The following is a 21,507-nucleotide window of genomic DNA, read 5'->3' on the forward strand; positions in this document are numbered from 1 at the left end:
CCAGGAAGGAGACCAGCCAACTCCTTCATGGTTTCGGTGACTGCACTGGCCGGATCCTGGCTTGTGTACTGGGTCACACACCGCGTTAACAGCAGATGAACGGACCAGTCCCGGGCCGGCTGTCCCCAGCCCCCGGCGCACGACCCGACCGATGAGAAGAAGAGGGCCACTCATGGACTTCCTTCGCCCCGCCAGCTGGGAGGAGGCGCTCGCCGTCAAGGCCGAGCACCCGACAGCTGTGCCCATCGCGGGTGGCACCGATGTGATGGTCGAGATCAACTTCGACCACAGGCGGCCCGAGTACCTCCTCGACCTGAACCGCATCGGTGAGCTGTCCGAGTGGCAGGTGGGCGAGGAAGACGTGCGGCTCGGCGCCTCGGTCCCGTACAGCGCGATCATGGAGCACCTCCGGGCCGAGCTGCCCGGCCTCGCGCTCGCCTCGCACACCGTCGCCTCGCCGCAGATCCGTAACCGCGGCGGCGTCGGCGGCAACCTGGGCACCGCGTCGCCCGCCGGTGACGCCCACCCGGCGCTGCTCGCCGCGGGCGCCGAGGTCGAGGCGGAGTCCGTACGGGGGACCCGGATGATCCCCATCGACGACTTCTACACCGGGGTCAAGCGCAACGCACTCGCCCCGGACGAGCTGATCCGGGCCGTGCACATCAGGAAGGCCGACGGGCCCCAGCAGTTCTCCAAGGTCGGTACGCGCAACGCGATGGTCATCGCCGTCTGTGCCTTCGGCCTGGCCCTGCACCCCGGGACCCGCACGGTCCGTACCGGCATCGGATCGGCCGCCCCGACACCCGTACGGGCGAAGGCGGCCGAGGAATTCCTGATCGCCGCGCTCGACGAGGGCGGGTTCTGGGAGAGCGGCAAGATCATCACGCCGTCGGTCGCCAAGCAGTTCGCGCAGCTCGCGTCCGGCGCCTGCAACCCCATCGACGACGTGCGCGGCACCGCGAAGTACCGCAGGCACGCGGTCGGCATCATGGCCCGGCGCACGCTGAGCTGGACCTGGGAGCAGTACCGCGGCGCCGGCCGCACCCTCGAAGGAGCTGCATAGCCATGCGAGTGAATTTCACGGTCAACGGCCGGCAGCAGGAAGCCGACGACGTCTGGGAGGGCGAGTCCCTCCTGTACGTCCTGCGTGAGCGCATGGGCCTGCCCGGCTCCAAGAACGCCTGCGAGCAGGGCGAATGCGGTTCCTGCACGGTCCGTCTCGACGGCGTACCGGTGTGTTCCTGTCTCGTCGCCGCCGGTCAGGTGGAGGGCCGCGAGGTCGTCACCGTCGAGGGCCTCGCCGACTACGCCAGGCACCGCGAGGACGCGCACCCCGGCGCAGGCTGCGAATCCGGCGCCTGCGGTACGACGCTCGACGCCGCACAGCGCCGGCAGGCCAGGCCCGCCGACGGGCAGAGCGGCGAGGGCACCGAGCTCTCGCCGGTCCAGCAGGCGTTCATCGACGCCGGCGCCGTGCAGTGCGGTTTCTGCACCCCGGGCCTCCTGGTCGCAGCCGACGAACTGCTGGAGACCCACCCCTCGCCGTCCGACCAGGACATCCGCGAGGCGCTCTCCGGCAATCTCTGCCGCTGCACCGGCTACGAGAAGATCCTCGACGCGGTCCGCCTCGCGGCGGCGCGTCAGGAAGAGACGGTGTGAGAATCATGGCGCTTGCACCACGAGTCGCCTCGGCTCCGGCCGGCACTCCCACGAACATCTCCCAGGGGTCGAAGACCAGGGGCGGCATCGGCGAGTCCACGCTGCGGCCCGACGGCACCCTGAAGGTCACCGGCGAATTCGCGTACTCCTCGGACATGTGGCACGAGGACATGCTGTGGGGCCACACGCTGCGCTCCACCGTCGCCCACGCCGAGATCAGGTCGATCGACATCGGCGAGGCCGTCGCGATGCCCGGCGTCTACGCCGTGCTGACCTACGACGACCTGCCCACCGGCATCAAGAACTACGGCCTGGAGATCCAGGACACCCCGGTTCTCGCCCACGGCAAGGTCCGGCACCACGGCGAGCCGGTGGCGATCGTCGCCGCCGACCACCCGGAGACGGCCCGCCGCGCCGCCGCCAAGATCAGGATCGAGTACGCCGAGCTGCCGGTCATCACGGACGAGGCGTCCGCGACCGCACCCGACGCGATCCTGGTCCACGAGGGCCGCGACGACCACCACATCGGTCACGTCCCGCACCCCAACATCGTCCACCGCCAGCCGATCATCCGCGGCGACGCCGCAGCCGCCGCGAAGCGCGCCGACGTGATCGTCAGGGGCGAGTACACCTTCGGCATGCAGGACCAGGCCTTCCTCGGCCCGGAGTCCGGTCTCGCCGTGCCCTCCGAGGACGGCGGCGTCGAGCTGTACGTCGCCACCCAGTGGCTGCACTCGGACCTCAAACAGATCGCCCCCGTCCTCGGCCTGCCCGAGGAGAAGGTGCGCATGACGCTCTCCGGCGTCGGCGGTGCCTTCGGCGGCCGTGAGGACATCTCGATGCAGATCCACGCCTGCCTCCTGGCTCTCCGCACGGGCAAGCCGGTCAAGATGGTCTACAACCGGTTCGAGTCCTTCTTCGGACACGTCCACCGGCACCCGGCGAAGCTCTCCTACGAGCACGGCGCCACCAAGGACGGCAAGCTCACGCACATGAAGTGCCGGATCGTCCTGGACGGCGGCGCCTACGCGTCGGCCTCCCCGGCGGTCGTCGGTAACGCGTCCTCGCTCTCGGTCGGTCCGTACGCCATCGAGGACGTCGACATCGAGGCGATCGCGCTCTACTCCAACAACCCGCCCTGCGGCGCCATGCGCGGCTTCGGCGCGGTCCAGGCGTGCTTCGCCTACGAGGCGCAGATGGACAAGCTCGCGGCGAAGCTCGACATGGACCCCGTCGAATTCCGGCAGCTCAACGCCATGGAACAGGGCACCCTCCTGCCGACCGGGCAGCCCTGCGACTCGCCGGCCCCGGTCGCCGAGCTGCTGCGCCGGGTCAAGTCCCGGCCGCTGCCGCCCGAGCAGCAGTGGCTGACGGTGGACGCCGAAGGCAGCAGCGTCGACGTGCGCGCCCTGCCCGGCGGTCTTTCGAACACCACGCACGGCGAAGGCGTCGTACGCGGTGTCGGCTACGCGGTCGGCATCAAGAACGTCGGCTTCTCCGAGGGCTTCGACGACTACTCCACCGCCCGGGTGCGGATGGAGGTCATCAACGGCGAGCCGGTCGCGACCGTGCACACCGCGATGGCCGAGGTCGGACAGGGCGGCGTCACGGTGCACGCCCAGATCGCCCGTACCGAACTAGGTGTACGCCAGGTCACCATCCACCCGGCCGACACCAAGGTCGGCTCCGCCGGATCGACCTCCGCCTCCCGCCAGACGTACGTCACCGGCGGCGCCGTGAAGAACTCCTGCGAGGCCGTCCGGGAGAAGGTGCTGGAACTCGGCCGCCGCAAGTTCGGTACGTACCACCCGGCCTGGGCCACCGCCGAACTCCTCCTGGAGGGCGGCAAGGTCGTCACCGACGGCGGCGAAGTGCTCGCCGACGTGGTCGACGTACTGGAGGAGGAGGCGATCGACATCGAGCTTGAGTGGCGCCACCGGCCCACCGAGGCGTTCGATCTGCGTACGGGACAGGGCAACGGCCACGTCCAGTACTCCTTCGCGGCGCACCGCGCGGTCGTCGAGGTCGACACCGAGCTCGGCCTGGTCAAGGTCATCGAACTGGCCTGCGCCCAGGACGTCGGCAAGGCGCTCAACCCGCTCTCCGTCGTCGGCCAGATCCAGGGCGGCACCCTCCAGGGCATGGGTATCGCCGTCATGGAGGAGATCATCGTCGACCCGAAGACCGCGAAGGTACGCAACCCGTCCTTCACGGACTATCTGCTTCCCACCATCCTCGACACCCCGACCATCCCCGTCGATGTGCTCGAACTCGCCGACGAGAACGCCCCGTACGGGCTCCGTGGCGTCGGCGAGGCCCCCACCCTGTCGTCCACCCCGGCCGTCCTCGCGGCGATCCGGAACGCGACGGGACTCGAGCTCAACAGGACGCCGGTACGACCCGAGCACCTCACCGGCACCTGACCAGCTCCCACGAACTCTCCGGACGGTGCGTGCTGCCGTGAACGTCACACTTCCCCGCGTGCCGCACCGTCCGGAGACACCGAATACCGCACCGCTCGCGGTCCTCGGTACCGCCTCAGTACGTCTGAACCTGCACGAACAGTTCGCCTCGGGCCGTCCCCCGGGTCGTGCCGCCAACGCAGTGATCCCCAAATCCCGCAGTCACGGTTTCGTCGCGGGTGCCCCTGTGAACCTTGGGAGTCAGGCATGACCCAGCAGTCAGTTGAGCCGAAGACGAGTTCGGAGGATGCGGGCTCCGGCTCGCGCAACCCCGCCGGAAGGTCTTGGCTCGACCGGTATTTTCATATATCCGACAGAGGATCCTCGGTCGCGCGTGAGATGCGCGGTGGCGTCACCACCTTCATGGCGATGGCGTACATCCTCCTGCTCAACCCGCTGATCCTCGGCGGCAAGGACGTGGACGGCAACCTCCTCAGCCAGCCCGGCCTAATCACCGCGACGGCACTCGCGGCAGCCGCGACGACCCTGCTGATGGGCTTCGTCGGCAAGGTCCCGCTGGCCCTCGCCGCCGGGCTCAGCGTCTCCGGCGTACTGGCCGGACAGGTCGCCCCCGCCATGACATGGCCGCAGGCCATGGGTATGTGCGTGATCTACGGTGTGGTGATCTGCCTCCTGGTGGTCACCGGTCTCCGCGAGCTGATCATGAACGCGATCCCGCTCGCGCTGAAGCACGGCATCACCATGGGCATCGGCCTGTTCATCGCCCTGATCGGGCTCTACAAGGCCGGCTTCGTCCACAAGGGCGCGGCGACACCCGTATCGCTCGGCCCCGCCGGTGAGCTCGCCGGCTGGCCCGTCCTCATCTTCTGCGTGACCCTGCTCCTCATCTTCATGCTCCAGGCCCGCAACATCCCCGGCGCGATCCTGATCGGCATCGTGGCCGGCACCGTCATCGCCATCGTCATCAACGCGATCGGCGACATCCCCGCCAAGTCCTGGAGCAGCGGCCCGCCGGAGCTCAACGGGAGCGCGGTCTCCGCACCTGACTTCTCGCTCTTCGGGGACGTGGAGTTCGGCGGCTGGGGCGACGTCGGTGTGATGACGGTCGGCATGATCGTCTTCACCCTCGTACTGGCCGGCTTCTTCGACGCCATGGCCACCATCATCGGCGTCGGTACGGAGGCCAAGCTGGCCGACGACAAGGGCCGGATGCCCGGCCTCTCCAAGGCGCTGTTCATCGACGGCGCGGGCGGTGCCATCGGCGGTGTCGCCGGAGGCTCCGGCCAGACCGTCTTCGTCGAGTCGGCGACCGGCGTCGGCGAAGGTGCCAGGACCGGGCTCGCCTCGGTCGTCACCGGTCTCTTCTTCGCGGCCTGTCTGTTCTTCACCCCGCTCACCGCGATCGTGCCGACCGAGGTGGCTTCCGCCGCCCTCGTCGTCATCGGCGCCATGATGATGCAGAACGCCCGCCACGTGGACTGGGGCGACCGGTCCGTCGCCATCCCGGTCTTCCTGACCGTCGTCCTGATGCCCTTCACGTACACCATCACCACCGGTGTGGCCGCGGGTGTCATCTCCTGGGTCGCCATCAAAGCGGCTCAGGGCAGGGCCCGCGAGGTCGGGGCCTTCATGTGGGGTCTGACGGTGATCTTCATCGTCTACTTCGCGCTCAACCCCATCGAGAGCTGGCTGGGCGTCCACTGACGCCCGCCCCCTCCGCACTCTGCTTAGGAGCACGCCATGCTGGACATCGCCGAAGAGCTTCACCGGTGGGTCGGGCAGGGACGCGAGTTCGCCGTCGCCACCGTGGTGGCGGTCGGCGGCAGCGCGCCCCGGCAGCAAGGAGCCGCGCTCGCCGTCGACCGCGACGGCACGGCGATCGGCTCGGTCTCCGGTGGATGTGTGGAGGGCGCGGTCTACGAACTGTGCCAACAGGCCCTCGAAGACGGCCGGACCGTCCGGGAGCAGTTCGGATACAGCGACGAGGACGCCTTCGCGGTCGGTCTGACCTGCGGAGGCGTCATCGACATCCTGGTCACACCGGTGCGTGCGGACGATCCCGCGCGCCCGGTGTTCGCCACCGCGCTCGCCGCCGCCGCGGAGGGGACGGCGGCGGCGGTCGCGCGGATCACCGACGGGCCCGCCGAACTGCTCGGCCGCCCGCTCCTCGTACACCCCGACGGTTCGTACGAGGGCGGGCTCGGCGGACATGCCGACCTCGACCGCACCGCGGCGGCCGAGGCCCGCGCGATGCTCGACGCGGGCCGCAGCGGCTCCCTGGTCATCGGAGCCGAGGGCTCGCGGTGCGGGGAGCCCGTGACCCTGCTCGTCGAGTCGAGCATTCCGCCGCCCCGCATGATCGTCTTCGGGGCCATCGACTTCGCCGCCGCACTGGTCCGGGCCGGCAAGTTCCTCGGCTACCGGGTCACCCTCTGCGACGCACGGCCGGTCTTCGCCACCCGGGACCGCTTCCCGGAGGCCGACGAGATCGTCGTCGAATGGCCGCACCGCTATCTCGCGGCGACCGATGTCGACGCGCGTACCGTCCTGTGCGTCCTCACGCACGACGCCAAGTTCGATGTGCCCCTGCTCGAAGCGGCGTTGAGGCTTCCGGTCGCCTACGTCGGTGCGATGGGCTCGCGCCGTACGCACCTCGACCGCAACGAACGGCTGCGCGAGGCCGGGGTCACCGAGCGCGAACTGGCCCGGCTGCACTCGCCGATCGGCCTCGACCTCGGAGCCCGTACGCCCGAGGAGACCGCGCTGTCGATCGTCGCCGAGATCGTCGCCGAGCGGCGCGGCGGCAGCGGACACCCACTGCGTGGGGCCCACACCCCGATCCACCACGAGGGCGGGCCTCCGCTGGCCTCGGTCGCCTGAATCGCCCTCTCTTGCTCCTGATCGTTCCCGGGCGGGTTACCGCCACGGCGGCTTCACGCCAGCGACGAACCCGGCCGCAGCCGTGCTTTTACCGGTAGATCAGCTGCATGACACTTTCACCCTCCTCCGTTTCCGGCCGGGCGAGATCCGCTCGCGCGGGACGCAGAGCCCTGCTCATAGCGACCTCGGTCGCGCTTGTGAGCGGTGTGATGCTTCCCGCAGCGGGTTCCGCTTCCGCGGTCCCGACGCCGCCGCGCACCACCGACGGCCGTTCGCAGGCCCCGGCCCAGGCCCAGAGCCACGACCTCACGCTGGTCACCGGCGACGTCGTGCACTACGTGGACGGCGCGGGGAACCAGGACACCGTCACGGTGGACCGTCCCGACGGGGCGGCCGGCGGCGTGCATGTGCAGCAGGCGGGCGGCGACATCTACGTCCTGCCCGACGAGGCGACCGCCCTCATCGCCGCGGGGAAGCTGGACCGCCGTCTCTTCAACGTCTCCGCCCTGGTGGAGATGGGGTACGACGACAAGAAGTCCGGTGACATTGCACTGATCGCCACGTACCCGGCGAGCAAGGGGCGGGCGCTGCCCGCCGCCCCGCGCGGCAGTGAGACCGTCCGCCCGCTCGGCTCCATCCACGGCGCCGCGCTCAAGGCCGACAAGGACGAGGCGCGCGCCTTCTGGAACGACATCGCCCGCACGCCGGCCGCCCGTTCGCTGGACAACGGCATCGCCAAGCTGTGGCTGGACGGCCGCGCCGAAGCCGTGCTCAAGGAGTCGGTACCGCAGGTCAACGCCCCGCAGGCGTGGGCAGCCGGCTACGACGGCAAGGGTGCCAAGGTCGCCGTGCTCGACACGGGCATCGACGCGACGCACCCGGACGTCAAGGACCGCCTCGTCGGGACCAAGAGCTTCGTGCCGGGCGAAGAGGTCGATGACAAGAACGGCCACGGTACGCACGTCGCCTCCACCATCGCGGGCTCGGGCGCCGCGTCGGAGGGTGCCAACAAGGGCGTGGCCCCGGGAGCGGACCTGCTCGTGGGCAAGGTCCTCAGCGACTCGGGCTCCGGCGCCGACTCCGGGATCATCGCCGCCATGGAGTGGGCGAAGGCCGAAGGCGCCGACGTCGTCTCCATGAGCCTCGGCTCGCCGGTGCCGGACAACGGCACCGACCCGATGTCGCAGGCCGTGAACGCGCTGTCGGCGGACGGCGGTCCGCTGTTCGTGATCGCCGCCGGAAACGCGTACGGCGCGGGCACCATCGGTTCGCCCGGCTCGGCGGAGAAGGCGCTCACCATCGCCGCCGTCGACAAGCAGGACCGCCGCGCGGCCTTCTCCTCCATGGGCCCGCTCGTCGATTCCTACGGTCTGAAGCCCGACCTGTCGGCCCCGGGCGTCGGCATCAACGCCGCGGCCTCGCAGTCGATCCCCGACATCGAGGGCATGTACCAGTCGATGTCCGGTACGTCGATGGCGACCCCGCACGTCGCGGGCGCCGCCGCCATCCTGAAGCAGCGTCACCCCGACTGGCCGGGCCAGCGCATCAAGGACGCGCTGATGAGCTCGTCCAAGAAGCTCGACGCGTACACCCCGTACCAGCAGGGCACCGGCCGGCTGGACGTGAAGGCGGCGATCGACACGACGGTCGAGGCCACCGGTTCCGTCGAGGTCGCCTCCTACGACTGGCCGCACGCCACGACCGACCCGGTCGCCGAGCGGAAGATCACCTACACCAACACCGGCGCCGAGGACATCACGCTGGACCTGGCGACCGACACGGACGCCGCGGCGTACACGCTCTCCACGTCGAAGCTCACCGTCCCCGCCGGCTCCACCGCGGACGCGGTGCTCTCGCTCGACCCGTCGAAGGTCCCGAACAACACCCAGTTCTCGGGCCAGGTCATCGCCAGGGACGCGGCCGGGACCACCGTCGCGCACACCGGCTTCGCCCTCAACAAGGAGCAGGAGCTCTACGACCTCACGCTCCAGCTCCGTGACCGCGCGGGCGATCCGATGGACGGATACGTCGTCATCGCCGAGCTCGGCGACCCGAACCTCGGCGTGGTGGCGGTCTCCGGCGACAACACGCTGCGGCTGCCCCCGGGCAACTACACCGCCTGGTCCGCCGCCGACATCGACGGTGACCGCGCCGACTCGAAGGCCGTCGCCTTCCTGGCAGCCCCCGAGACGATCCTGGACAAGCCCACCACCGTCACCCTCGACGCCTCCAAGGCCCGCAAGGTCAGTGCGAGGACGCCGAAGGAGACCGAGACGCGTCAGCTGCGATATGACATGGCACGCACCGCACCGGACGGCACCGTCCAGCGTGACGCGTTCCAGATCCCGCTGACGTACGACCAGCTGTGGGCGAGCCCGACCCAGAAGGTCACCCAGGGCAGCTTCAGCTTCCTGACCCGCTGGCGCCAGGGCGAGGAGCTGATCGACGTGTCGGCCGACGGCCGTGACGTCCCGGTCACCGTCCAGGGCGGCTCCCTCGTCGCCGAGAACAGCGAGCGCGAGCTCACCGGTGTCTTCGCCGGCAACGGTGCTTCCGCCGACTATCAGGGGCTGAACGTCAAGGGCAAGGCCGTCGTGGTCAACCGCAGCGACGCGGTCGCCCCCGCCGACCGGCTGGCCAACGCGGTCGCCGCCGGTGCCAAGGCGCTCTTCGTCGTCAACGACGGCCGTGGGCGCGCGATGGAGAGCTACCTCCCCTGGGGCGAGGAGGGCACCATCCCGGTCGCCTCGGTGCAGCGCATCGCCGGTCAGACGCTGATCGACGCCGCGAAGCGCGGCAAGGACATCGATGTCGACCAGCGGAAGTTCGCGAGCTACGTCTACGACCTGGTCGACCGTCACGACGGCACCATCCCCGACCGTTCGCTGGCCTTCGCCCCGGAGACCGACGAGCTCGCGAAGGTGGAGAACACCTTCTACGGTCACAAGGCCACGCTCGGCGCGGGCTTCCGATACGACATCCCGGACTACGGTCCCGGCCTCGGCTTCGAGGAGTACGAGAAGTTCCCGGGCGTCCGCACCGAGTGGGTCAACCCGCTGCCGGGCGACTCCTTCTGGTACGAGAACCACTCCGTCCGCAACGCCGACGACTCGGGCGACGCCGCGGAGATGCGCAGCACCGAACTGGACTACCGTGCGGGCCGCGACTACCAGGCCGAGTGGTTCGCTCCGGTCACCCGTCCGCGGCTCGGCACCGGTTACTGGGGTCCGTTCCGCACGATGTACAACGACATGCAGTTCAACATCACACCGTGGACGGACTCCGGCGCGGGCCACTCCGGTTCGATGCCCGAGGACGAGTACGACACCACGTCGTACGCCGTGTACCAGGGCGACACGCTGCTCAGGAAGGGCGCGGGCCGCGCCGGATTCGCCTGGGACCTGTCGCCCGAGAAGCTGCCGTACCGGCTCGTCCTCGACTCGGTCCGTGACGGCGACGTGTGGAAGACGTCGACGCGGACCCACAGCGAGTGGAACTTCGTCTCCGGCGCCCTGGACGAGAACGGCCCGCACCAGGCGGACATCCCGATGCTCCAGCTGGACTTCGACGTCGACACCGACCTGGCCGGTGATGTCAGGGCCGGCCGGTGGACCGAGCTCGGTCTCGCCTCCGGTACGCAGGAGTGGCTGGACGGTGCGGTGAAGGCCGAGAAGGCCACGCTGTCGGTCAGCTACGACGACGGCAAGAACTGGGAGCCCGTGCAGCTGCGCAAGGGTGCGACGGGTGAGTGGACCGCAGGGTTCAGGACCCCGGCGAAGGCGGGCGGCTTCGTGTCGCTGAAGGCGCACGCCGAGGGCCCCGGCGGCCTCGCCGTGGACCAGGAGATCATCAGGGCCTTCGGCCTGAAGTGACCTGCTGAGGGACCCTCTTGAGGTGGCTCCGCATCCCTGCCAGGGGTGCGGAGCCACCGCTCTTCACGTTTCCTTGAAGGATAAAATTCGTCCGGTTTGCCCGAATGCGGTGCTCCCGCACACCGTCGCGATCCACGTACGAGGGCCGGGAACACCTGGTGGAGGACCTGGACCTGGGCGACCCGGAGATCCGCGAATTCCCCGGCGGTGGAGGCGGAGCTGTCGGCGGTCTGGGAATCCTGGCGGGAGGCACTCTCCGGCTGGCTGCGGCTGTGCGGTTGGATGGTGGCATGAGCGTTCACGACGTTGCCCGGCACCTGCCCGGGATATCAGCCCTCAGCGACCTCTGCCGCGCCATGGCGATGCTGGACGCGATCCTGTGCCCCGAGTGGTCGGACCGGTGGCACAGCTACGACGCCCGGTGGTCGGTGTCGGGCGAACCGCCGCTGGAGATGGCCTCGATGCGCAACGGTTCGGGTGACGAGTACTCGATCGTCTTCTCGCCCGCCGGGGCCTACGCCCGCGGATTCGATCACGAGTCGCCGATGAGCCCGTACGTCGACGACGCGCTCTGGCCCGGAGTCCTCGACGACGTCCCGCCCGTCTTCCGGCGCTTCGTGGAGGAGCCGGCCTTCGGCGACGAGTCCGGGGTGCCGCGGGTGACGGCATGCCTGTGGCGGGAGACCGCGGACAGCGCGTGGCGTACGGGAGACATCGACTTCCCGGAGGACGGGGACGGCGCGGACGGCGCGGACTACGTCTTCCAGCTCCTCGTGGCGGGCACCCCCGACGCCTACCTGGAGTGGGCCGAGGACTACTACGAAGTCACCCTCGACCCGGCGGCGGTGCGCCATGTGTACGGCCTGCGGCCACTGACCGCCGAGGTGGTGACGGCACTGAACCCGGAGGCCGATCTCGACGGCCTGGCCGAGGACATCAAGGAGATCGGTTACCCGGCGACCCCGTGACGGCCCGGACGGCGCCCCTGCGGACACGGGCGCCGTCGCCGTCTCAGCGCCCCGCCTGCAGGGCGCCCCACGTCGCGCCGCCCACGCTGCCGTCGACCGACAGCCCCCGGCTGCTCTGATAGCTGCGCACCGCTGTGTCCGTCGCAGGACCGAAGCTCCCGTCGATGCCGACGGTGGTGCCGAGCGCCGCCGTCAGCGCTCGCTGGAGGCGCTTCACCGCGTCCCCGGAGCTGCCCTGCGTGAGCGTCGGTGTGGTGCCGGCCGACAGCAGAGCGGTCCACGTCTTCGGGCCCACGACGCCGTCGGCGGTCAGGCCCCGGGCCCGCTGGAACGCCTGCGCGGCGCTCTTCGTGCCGGGCCCGAACACCCCGTCCTCGGCTCCGGCGCCGTACCCCTGGGTGTTGAGCAGCTTCTGGACCGCTGTGACCTGCGGCCCCGTCGAGCCGGACTGCTGCGTGCTGTACGAGGGGAAGCTCAGCCCGTCGCTGCCCGGGCCGCCGGTGTCGCCGCCGACCAGCTGCATGTAGTAGGTCCAGTTCCAGTGCACACCCGGATCGGTGTGGTCGTTCCCGGGCGCCTCGCTGTGCCCGATGATGTGCGCCCGGTCCTTCGGGATCCCGTACCTGTCGCAGAGGTGCTTGGTCAGCGCGGCGGACGAGCGGTACATCGTGTCGGTGAACCACGAGGGGTTGTCCACCCATCCCTCGTGCTCGATCCCGAGCGACGAGGCGTTGGCGCTTCTCGCGTGCCACGCCGTGTCGCTGTCACGCACCGTCTGGGTGATCTGACCGTCGGACGACCGGATCACATAGTGCGCGCTGACCTGGGACGCCGGGTTCTGGAACCAGCTGATGCTGCCCGCGTACGAGCCCTGCGTGACATGGACGACCACCTTGTCGACGGTCGCCGAGCGGCCCTTGGCGTAGTTCGCGGAGCTGGCCGGCACCCACAGCGCCGGGGGGTAGTCGGGGCTCACCGCGGTGGCGCCCGCCGCCGCCAGGGCGCCCTTCTCGGGGGAGACGGGCCGGGAGGTGACGGTGATCTGTTCGCCGCCGGGGAGCGTCGTGGCCAGCCCCTCGGCGAGGAAGGTGTAGACGGTGTCCGCGTAGAGGGCGGCGGTGGCGTCCCGCGCACCGCTGTAGCGGGCGACGGCCGGGTACCAGGCGTCGATGTCGCGGCGCTCTGCGCGGTCGAGCCCCAGCGCGTCGGCGTGGGCGCGCAGCAGGGCGGCGCCGCCGAGGATGTTGGCAGCGGTGTCCCGGCGCAGCTTCGCGGCGGACTCGCCCGTCAGCGCCGCGGCCTGTTCCAGCGAGCGGTTGGCGGGGTTGCTCACGAGGTGCATGACGCCGTAGCCGCCCGCCTGGCTGGGGAGTCCGGCGTGGCCGTCGAGGTGGGTCTCGCCGTAGCCGACGGCGGTGAGCAGATCACGCGGCACGCCGTACGCGTCGGCGGCCTGCGCGAAGGCCCGGTTCACGGGGTCCGGGGCGGGCGCGGCGGTGGCCGGGGAGCCCGTGGCGAGCAGCGCGGTCACGGTGACAGCGGCCAGGGCGGCTGCCCGGCTTCCCGGGCGGACGGCGGGGCGTCTGGGCATGTCTGCTCCTGCTCTGTGGGGGAGAGGAATGGCCCTCGCACCCGAGTGGGTACCGAGGGCCGTTCAGAGAGCTCAGGCTATCCATGCGATCAGGGCGTGACAATGACGCGTTGATGCCGGTGTGTCATTAACTCCCTTGATATATAAGGTAATTGACAGTCCATCAGTAGACCTGACAGTCAGGAGTCCTACCAGCGGTCCCGGTGGATCACGTCCGCCACCGGGCGGCGCCGCACGGGGCCGAAGTTGCCCTGCGGCCACCCCACCGGAACGGCCGCGAAGGTCTGCATGTCCTCGGGAATCCCCAGCACCTGCTTCCACTCCTGTTCCAGCATCAGATGCCAGATGGTGATGTTCGCGGCGAGGCCCAGGGCCCGCGCGGCGAGCAGGAGGTTCTGTACGCCGGGATAGACGCACGAGCCTTCCGCCAGCGCCATGAACCGGGTCTGCGTGTTCATCATGTGCTCGGTGCCGGCCGGGCCGAGTGCCTGCGCGGAGGCCAGCAGCCCTTCCTCGTCGAGGCGCGGCTCCGGGAAGCGGTAGCACGGGATGATCAGCGCGGGGGTATCGGCGAAATGGTCGCGCTGGTACTCGATGGCGGCCACCATCCGCCCGTACGCCGCGTCGTCCATGCCCTTCGGCGCGTACTTGCCGGTCGTCGCCAGATAGGAGTCCACGCACCGCTTCCACAGCGGGGCGAGGCGCGCCATCATCGCGCGGTCGGTGACGACCACGTACTCGTAACACTGCATATTGCCGCCGCTGGGACCCCAGACGGCGGCCTGTATCAGCTGCTCCAGCGTCTCGTCCGGCACGGGGTCCGGCTTGAGGCGGCGCATGGCGCGCATGGTGGACATCGTCGCGAAGAGGGCGGGTCCGTCGAGGGTGGGTCCGTCAGCGGCGGACGCGTCGGATCGAACCGATTCGGTGGTCATGATCGCGGAGTTTACGGGCCAAGCCCCGGCGCGGGGAGCCCCGTTGATCAGCTCCGTCGGAGCCTGACGACCGGGATGTCACGCGTGGTGGCACGCCGGTACTCCGCGTACCGGGGGAAGAGCTCCACCAGATGCGGCCACACCCGTTCCTTCTCCTCGGCCGTGAGTGTCTCGGCGACGGCCGCGAAACGCTCCGTCCCGACCCGGAGTACGACCTTCGGGTCGTCCTGGAGGTTCAGATACCAGAGCGGGTGGCTGTCCGAGCCGCCGTTCGAGCCCACGATCAGATAGTCGTCGCCGTCCCGTCCGTACATCAGCACAGTGCGCCGTGACATACCACTGCGCCGGCCCACATAGTCCATCAGCAGACAGGGGACGCCGAGCTGGGTGGTGCCCTTCGTGCCGCCCGAGGACTCGTACAGTTCCGCCTGCTGGGCGACCCACTTCGTCGGGTTGACCTGAACGTCCGCGCCGTCCTGCCGTTGCGCCGTCATCGTCGTACGTCCCTTCTCGTTGGCCCCCGTCCTTGCCCATCGTGCCACCCGTCCGGACGCGCGAACGGAATCGCACACCTGGTCGTCCCCCCACCTCACGGGGGAACGCGAGGCGGAGAGCGGCCCGTGAAGGCGTATAAAGGGTCCCTCCGGAGCAGCCGGCGCCCCCGATGGCAATTGTCCCCACCCCCACGCGGCCGGCGTCACCGCGTACCACAGCGGAGGAGCGCCCCATGAGCACCTCGGAAGAGATCACCGCCTTGCTGGTGACGAATTTCGGTACCGACCCCCTCGCCATCCGACCCGACGTGCCGCTCCGTCAACTGCGTCTGGACTCACTGGCGCTGGAGGAGCTGCGGCTGCTGATCGAGGACCGGATGGACATCGATCTTGAGGACGTCGCGCTCACCTCGCGGGACACCGTGGGGCAGCTCGTGGCCGCCGTGCACGGCAAGGCCACCGCGTGACGGGCCGCGAGTCCGCCGAGCCCAGGGGCCGTTCGCCCCTGGAGCCGTTCAGCGCAGCGGTCACCGGCATCGGACTCGTCACCGCCGCGGGCGTCGGTGCGGACGCCGCCTGGCACGGGGTCCGCGACCCCGCGGCCGTGCCGTCCGTCCGTCATCTGCCCGAACTCGACGGCCTGCCCTGCGACTTCATGTATACCGTCGACGGCCTCGACACGAGGGCCGTGCTGGGCGTGGCCGCCCAGCGGCTGATGGACCGCTTCGCGCAGCTCGCGGTGATCGCCGCACGCGAGGCCGTCGCCGACGCGGGACTCGACCCCTCGGTCTGGGACAGCGGCCGGGTCGCCGTCGTCATCGGCTCCGCGCACGGCGGACTTCCCTTCTACGACGAGCAGCACACCGCCCTCACCGAACGAGGCGCGCGGCGGGTCTCCCCGAAGCTCGCCCCGCTCACCGTCGTCAACAGCGCCGCCAGCAGCGTCGCCATGGATCTCGGTGTGCACGGACCGAGCCAGGCGGTCTCCACCGCCTGTTCGTCCGGCACCGTCGCCATCGGCACCGCCCACCAGATGCTCCGCACCGGGGCCTGCGACATCGTCGTCGCGGGCGGCGCCGAATCGGTACGTTCCCGGCTGCTGATCGCCAGCGCCTGCCAGATGAAGGCCGTCTCCACCCGCCGTGACGACCCGGGCGCGGCCTGCCGCCCCTTCGACACGCACCGCGACGGCTTCGTCGTCGGCGAGGGCGCCGGGCTCCTCGTCATGGAGCGCCCCGAGCACGCCCGCGCCCGCGGTGCCACCGTCCGTGCCCACATCGCCGGTTACGGGGCCTCCAGCGACGCCCACTCCGCCGTCGCCCCCGACCCCGACGGCCTCGGCATCGAACGGGCGCTGCGCACCGCGCTGGCGGACGCGGGACTGGGCGCCCGGGACATCGGCCACGTCAACGCCCACGGCACCTCGACCGTCGCCAACGACCTCATCGAGGCGACCATGCTCCACCGGGTACTCGGCGAAGGCCCCCTCGTCACCTCCACCAAGGCCATGACCGGGCACACACTCGGCGCGGCGGGCGGCATCGAGACCGTGCTGACCGTCCTCGCCCTCCAGCACCAACTGGTGCCGCCCACCGCCAACCTCGACGCCCCCGACCCCGGGATCCCCGTCGACGTGGTGAGCAAGGAGGCAAGGCGGGGCACCTTCGACTGCGCGGCCAAGACCTCGCTCGGCTTCGGCGGCCACAACGCGGCGCTCGTGCTCACCAAGTGACCGGAGGAACACCCACCATGTCCCAGGAGATCATCCGGTCCCTGTCGGTGAACGGGCTCCGCTACGGCTACCGCGTCCTGCCGCGCACCACCCGCGGCGGCGGACCTGGCACCGAGCCCGTCGTCGTGCTGGGCGGGGCGCTCCAGGGCATGTTCGGCTGGCCGCAGATGGACGACCACCTGGGCCCGTTCGCCGATGTCGTCACCGCCGACCTGCCCGGCATGGGCACGGCGGACCCGCTGCCACCGGGTCCCGCGGTGGCCACCCTGGTCGACGCGGTGACCGGGATCATCGACAGCCTGGACGCGCCGAGGGTCAACCTCTTCGGGTTCTCGTACGGCGCCGCGATCGCCTTCGGCTGCGCGCAGCGCGACCCGGGCCGCATCGCCCGGCTGGTCCTGGGCGGTGTCCCGGCCCATATCGGTGAGGCCCAGCGCGGTTACTGGCGCCGGGCGTCGGCCCGGCTGGCCGAGGGCGACAAGGAAGGGTTCGCGAGGCTCGCGGCCGACGGCCTGATGTGCCTCGACCCGGAGCGCCCGGTGCACCGCAGGGAGCTCGCCAGGCGCTATGTCCGGCGTTCCTTCCTGCACGCGCTCACCCACTCGCCGCACGCGGCGGAGACCCTGCGCCGGGCGCTGGGGGACCGGCCGGACTTCTCCGGCGGGCTGTCCGGTGTGCCCGCGCTGGTCTTCGCCGGGGAGCACGACACGGTGACCTCGCCCGAACGTCAGCGGGCGTTCGCCTCGACCATCGAGGGCAGCCGTTTCCTCACGATCGACCGGTCGGACCACTGGGTGGTCCTGGAACGGTCCGACGACGTCGCCGAGCTCGTCACCCGCTTCTTCACCGACCAGCCGCTCGAACAGGACCGTCCGGCAGTCCTTCCGCACCAGGACCGGGCCGCGCGCGACGTGGCGGTGTCGCGCGCGGCGGGGTGACATGTCATGTGCCGTCAGCGCTTGTTGACCTGCATACGGACGATCTGCGGGTCGTGGTCGCTCGCCTGATCGGCGAACTCGGCGTTGATGTGCACCACGTCGTAGTCGAAGCGGGTCACGGCAGGGCTGGTCAGAATGTGGTCCAGCGTCTGCGAGTTGCCGTCGAACACATAGCTGTACTGCTCGTTCGCGGGCAGCGTCGTGATCAGCGGCTTGAGCACCTCACCGCTGGTCAGCGCGTCCATCGTCGGTGAGAAGGCGAAGTCGTTGAGGTCCCCGAGCGTCACCACACGGGCCGACTTGTCCGCCGCCAGCAGCGACTTGACGAAGGTGTTGACCTCGGCGGCCTGCTGCACCCGCTTGGTCTCGGAGCTGCGCACCGGCTCCTGGTAGCGGCCGTGCAGGGGCTGGTCGCCGCCCTTGGACGTGAAGTGGTTGGCGATGACGAAGACCGGCTTCCCATGGAAGCGGAACTCACCCACCAGCGGCTTGCGGCTGTCGGCCCACGCGCTGCTAGCCGGGTTGATCCGGCCGGGCGACACCGAGAGCTTGGGGCCCTTCTTCGTGTCCACCACCGTCACGGGAGTGGTCGCGTCGCCGCCCGCACGGTCCACGAATTCGACCCGCTCGGGGTTGAAGAGGAAGACGTTACGGATGTTGCCACCCGGCTCGCCGCCGTCCTGGCCGTCCTCGGGAGCGATGTAACGCCACGCGTACTGGGGGCCGCCCGCCGCGACGATCGCGTCGGTGAACCGCTTCAGCGTCGCGTCGGAGCCGACCGTGCCGTCCTTGACGGCGCCGTTGTCGTCCTGGATCTCCTCCAGCGACAGCACGTCGGGCGAGGAGAGGTTGACGGCGACACCCGCGGCGAGCGTGTCGAACTTCGCCTGGTCGTCGAGCGCGTCCAGGTTCTCCACGTTGTACGTCGCCACGGCGAGCTCGTTGCCCCGCTGCGGGCGGGTCACCTCGCGCTCCAGACCGTTGTCGGTGAGCGTGCCGAGCTCGGTGGCCTGGAGGTTGTAGCCGCCGAAGGACGCGTAGTCCATGACACCCGTGGTGGCGCCGGACAGCACATCGCCCACGTCCGCGACCGGAACGGGCTGCGAGGCGTTGAGCGACATGACCTTGATACGGCCGGTGTTCTGGTCGGCGTACGAGGCGTAGAGCGTTCCGCCGCGTTCGGTCGGCTGCTCCTCGGGCTTGACCGTCACCCAGATCTCGTCGTACGCGGTCGTCGCCCCGGTGACCCGGGTGTCGGCGACGCGGACGCGGGTGCCTTCCAGCGACTCGTACAGATCGAGGGCGTACGTCGCCGGGGCGAGGGGCAGCGCGTCGATCGGACCGCCGTTCGCCGAGGGGGCGTAGCCGGCGGGAACGGAGGTGGCGTCGAGGACGACCGGCGTGGGCAGGGCGTTGCCCGAGGACAGCACGGTGGTCCTCGGGGCGGTGAGCTGCGTGAGCGACTGGGCGGTGGCGGACGGGTAGTACTCGGCCACCTTTCCGCTGACCAGCACCGAGTCGCCCACGGCCACGGCCGGTGCGGAGCCCCCGGTGTAGACGAACAGCCCCTCGCCGGTACGGGCGTCGGCGTCGGGGGCGGTGTCCTGGATCCAGAACCCGCGCGAACCGGCGGTCCGTACGCCGGTGACGACGCCCGGGACGCCGGACACCGTCTGTCCGGCGAGTGGCGACAGCCGGGTCGTGCCCTGGATGTCGTGCACCCGGACGGTGCCGGGCTCGGTCGGGTTGCCGGGGTCGCCGGGGCCGCTGCCGCCGGACGTCTCGCCCGCCGCGTTGACCGGGGACGGGGTGCCGGCCGCGAGGTCCGCGGCGTTGTCGTCGGTGTCGGCGAGGGCCGTGCCGCGCGCCACGGAGGCGGTGGCGGAGGCGCCGGTCACCGGGCTGCCCTCGCGCACGACGGCGGAGCCGTAACCCACCAGGTCCACGATCCGGGTGTCGACGGCGCAGTCGGCGGCCGTCTTGCACGTCAGGGGGGCGGTGCCGGAGACGAGGGCGACGGAGCCGCCGGTCGCGGACATCGCGACCGTACCCGTTGCGTCCGCCGTGGGAAGCGCGACGGTGCCGCCCGTGCCGGCGGCCTGGGCGACGAGGTAGCGGCCACCGGGCGCGATGGAGCCGGTGAGCGCGGAGACCTGCCACAGCGAACCGGCGGACGGGGCGGCCGGAAGGTACTGGACGCTGAAGCCCGAAAGGCCGTACGGCGCGGACCCGGCGTTGGCCAGTTCGATGAAGTCGCGGGTGAGCGTCGCACCCGAGTTGCCCCCGCCGCCGTAGACCTCGGAGATCACGGCGGTCGGGGACGGGGCCGCGAAGGCGGCGGGCAGGGCGGTCACCGAGAGGGTTACGGCGACGGCACCCGCGAGCAGAGCGGAACCGTGTCTTGATATGTGCACGTGAGGTGCCCCCAACTGTGTAGTGAGGGCAAAAGCTATGCGCGTAGAACGTGCGTGACAAGGCATCAGAGGTTAATTCCACGCATCGCAGCGGTGTTCGACTCCGCTGCGAAGGGCAGGACTTAAGGTGCGAAATATGGCAGAGACCACGGCGCACCTCCCCGATCCCCGGCGCTGGCAGGCACTGGCCGTCTGTCTGGTGGCCGGTTTCATGACCCTGCTGGACGTGTCCATCGTCAATGTGGCGCTGCCGTCCATCCAGGAGGGTCTGGACACCCCGGAGTCCGATCTCCAGTGGGTGCTGTCCGGCTACGCGCTCGCGTTCGGGCTCTTCCTCATCCCCGCCGGGCGCCTCGGCGACGCCCGGGGGCGCCGGGCGGTGTTCATGGCGGGTCTCGCCCTGTTCACGCTGGCGTCCGCCGCCTGCGGCGCCGCCCAGTCCAGCCTCTGGCTGGTGATCGCCCGGCTGGTCCAGGGCGTCGCGGGCGGGCTGATCTCCCCGCAGATCTCCGCCCTCATCCAGCAGATGTTCCACGGACGTGAGCGCGGCCGGGCCTTCGGCATGTTCGGCACCGTCGTCGGCATCTCCACGGCCGTCGGGCCGCTGCTGGGCGGTCTGCTCATCCAGGGGGCCGGGACGGCCCAGGGCTGGCGCTGGGTCTTCTACGTCAATCTGCCGCTCGGCGTCGTCTGCCTCCTGCTCGCCCGGCGCCTGCTCCCCGACACCCCGACCGCGACCCGGGTACGGGCACGGGACCTCGACCCGGTCGGCGTACTGCTCCTCGGCGCGGCTGTACTGGCCCTGCTGCTGCCCTTCGTACAGGCCCAGCAGTGGCCGGGCGACGGCAAGTGGCTCCTGCTCGTCCTGGCCGCGGTACTCCTCGCCGCGTTCGTCGTATGGGAGTCCCGGTGCGGTACGCGGTCCACGCAACCGGTCCTGGACCTCTCGCTGTTCCGGCTGCGGTCCTACTGGCTGGGCTGTCTGCTGATCCTGCTGTACTTCGCGGGGTTCACCTCGATCTTCTTCGTCACCACGCTCTACCTCCAGTCGGGCCAGCACTACACGGCCCTTCAGGCGGGGCTCGCCATCACCCCGTTCGCGCTGGGCTCGGGCGTCGCCGCGGCCATCGGCGGCAGGCTGGTCGGCCGTTTCGGGCGGCCCCTCGTCGTGGTCGGCCTCGCCATGGTGACGGCCGGGCTCGCCCTCACCGCGCTCGCCGTGCACCTGGTGCCGGGGGTGGACGCGGGATGGGCGATGGCGGGCCCCCTGCTGCTGGCCGGTCTGGGCAGCGGCCTGGTCATCGCCCCCAACCAGACCCTCACTCTCGCCGAAGTGCCGGTGGCCGGCGCGGGCAGCGCCGGGGGCACGCTCCAGACCGGCCAGCGCGTCGGCTCCGCGGTCGGTATCGCCGCGGTGGGCGCGGTGTTCTTCGCCCAGGTGGGCCCCGACGGCTGGGCCACCGCGTACGACCACGGGCTCCTCGTCTCGGTCGCGTTCGTCCTGGCGGCCCTGATCGTCGCCCTCGCCGATGTGGGGACCGCCCGGCGGACGAAAAGGCAGATGCGGACAGAAGGTGTCCGCGACGCGGCGTAGCGTGCCG

At 70.6% G+C, this 21,507-nt stretch carries 15 protein-coding genes; 11 read left to right on the forward strand and 4 right to left on the reverse strand.

The features are described from left to right. Nucleotides 1-172: 172 nt before the first annotated feature. The 7 genes from ACWGO0_RS11620 (at nt 173) to ACWGO0_RS11650 (ending at nt 11,802) form a co-directional block, all read left to right on the forward strand. On the forward strand, nt 173-1,063 hold the full coding sequence (locus ACWGO0_RS11620) for an FAD binding domain-containing protein (protein WP_453531706.1): 891 nt from the start codon (nt 173-175) through the stop codon (nt 1,061-1,063). A gap of 2 nt (nt 1,064-1,065) precedes the next feature. Further along, nucleotides 1,066-1,659 (forward strand): (2Fe-2S)-binding protein, encoded by a 594-nt coding sequence (locus tag ACWGO0_RS11625; protein ID WP_453531708.1) that lies wholly within the window; start codon nt 1,066-1,068, stop codon nt 1,657-1,659. Nucleotides 1,660-1,664: 5 nt separating this feature from the next. Next, nucleotides 1,665-4,082, forward strand: a complete 2,418-nt coding sequence (locus ACWGO0_RS11630; RefSeq protein WP_453531712.1) for a xanthine dehydrogenase family protein molybdopterin-binding subunit — start codon at nt 1,665-1,667, stop codon at nt 4,080-4,082. Nucleotides 4,083-4,328: 246 nt separating this feature from the next. Then, nucleotides 4,329-5,786 (forward strand): NCS2 family permease, encoded by a 1,458-nt coding sequence (locus ACWGO0_RS11635; RefSeq protein WP_453531715.1) that lies wholly within the window; start codon nt 4,329-4,331, stop codon nt 5,784-5,786. Nucleotides 5,787-5,822: 36 nt separating this feature from the next. Next, entirely contained in the window at nt 5,823-6,962 is a 1,140-nt protein-coding gene (locus tag ACWGO0_RS11640) for an XdhC family protein (RefSeq protein ID WP_453531718.1), read from the forward strand. A 209-nt stretch (nt 6,963-7,171) separates the two neighbouring features. After that, nucleotides 7,172-10,834 carry a S8 family serine peptidase gene (locus ACWGO0_RS11645; protein ID WP_453531721.1) on the forward strand — a complete coding sequence of 1,221 codons (3,663 nt, stop codon included), beginning with the start codon at nt 7,172-7,174 and terminating at the stop codon, nt 10,832-10,834. A 290-nt stretch (nt 10,835-11,124) separates the two neighbouring features. Further along, the gene (locus tag ACWGO0_RS11650; protein WP_453531724.1) at nt 11,125-11,802 is read left to right on the forward strand and encodes a hypothetical protein; all 678 of its coding nucleotides are present in this window, start codon (nt 11,125-11,127) and stop codon (nt 11,800-11,802) included. Between the two features lie 43 nt (nt 11,803-11,845). Here the strand turns inward: ACWGO0_RS11650 and ACWGO0_RS11655 are convergent, their stop codons facing one another. From ACWGO0_RS11655 to ACWGO0_RS11665, 3 genes are all read right to left on the reverse strand, one after another. Continuing rightward, the gene (locus ACWGO0_RS11655) at nt 11,846-13,393 is read right to left on the reverse strand and encodes a peptidoglycan-binding protein (protein ID WP_453531727.1); all 1,548 of its coding nucleotides are present in this window, start codon (nt 13,391-13,393) and stop codon (nt 11,846-11,848) included. A 188-nt stretch (nt 13,394-13,581) separates the two neighbouring features. Further along, nucleotides 13,582-14,328 carry a nitroreductase family protein gene (locus ACWGO0_RS11660; RefSeq protein WP_453531730.1) on the reverse strand — a complete coding sequence of 249 codons (747 nt, stop codon included), beginning with the start codon at nt 14,326-14,328 and terminating at the stop codon, nt 13,582-13,584. 47 nt (nt 14,329-14,375) lie between these two features. Continuing rightward, on the reverse strand, nt 14,376-14,822 hold the full coding sequence (locus ACWGO0_RS11665) for a nitroreductase family deazaflavin-dependent oxidoreductase (RefSeq protein WP_453531733.1): 447 nt from the start codon (nt 14,820-14,822) through the stop codon (nt 14,376-14,378). Between the two features lie 233 nt (nt 14,823-15,055). Between ACWGO0_RS11665 and ACWGO0_RS11670 the strand changes: the two genes are divergently transcribed. The 3 genes from ACWGO0_RS11670 to ACWGO0_RS11680 are packed head-to-tail and all read left to right on the forward strand — an operon-like array spanning nt 15,056 to nt 17,492. Continuing rightward, on the forward strand, nt 15,056-15,289 hold the full coding sequence (locus ACWGO0_RS11670; protein WP_453531736.1) for an acyl carrier protein: 234 nt from the start codon (nt 15,056-15,058) through the stop codon (nt 15,287-15,289). Continuing rightward, nucleotides 15,286-16,554 carry a beta-ketoacyl-[acyl-carrier-protein] synthase family protein gene (locus ACWGO0_RS11675; protein ID WP_453531739.1) on the forward strand — a complete coding sequence of 423 codons (1,269 nt, stop codon included), beginning with the start codon at nt 15,286-15,288 and terminating at the stop codon, nt 16,552-16,554. The genes ACWGO0_RS11670 and ACWGO0_RS11675 overlap by 4 nt, the downstream gene beginning before the upstream one ends. Nucleotides 16,555-16,571: 17 nt before the next feature. Then, nucleotides 16,572-17,492 (forward strand): alpha/beta fold hydrolase, encoded by a 921-nt coding sequence (locus ACWGO0_RS11680; RefSeq protein WP_453531742.1) that lies wholly within the window; start codon nt 16,572-16,574, stop codon nt 17,490-17,492. A 14-nt stretch (nt 17,493-17,506) separates the two neighbouring features. Here ACWGO0_RS11680 and ACWGO0_RS11685 read toward each other — a convergent pair whose 3' ends face one another. Continuing rightward, on the reverse strand, nt 17,507-19,906 hold the full coding sequence (locus ACWGO0_RS11685; RefSeq protein WP_453531745.1) for an endonuclease/exonuclease/phosphatase family protein: 2,400 nt from the start codon (nt 19,904-19,906) through the stop codon (nt 17,507-17,509). 136 nt (nt 19,907-20,042) lie between these two features. On the opposite strand from ACWGO0_RS11685, the gene ACWGO0_RS11690 reads away from it, so the two are divergent. Next, nucleotides 20,043-21,500 (forward strand): MFS transporter, encoded by a 1,458-nt coding sequence (locus ACWGO0_RS11690; RefSeq protein WP_453531748.1) that lies wholly within the window; start codon nt 20,043-20,045, stop codon nt 21,498-21,500. The last annotated feature ends 7 nt before the right edge of the window (nt 21,501-21,507 follow it).

The organism is Streptomyces sp. NPDC055749, from assembly GCF_053617235.1.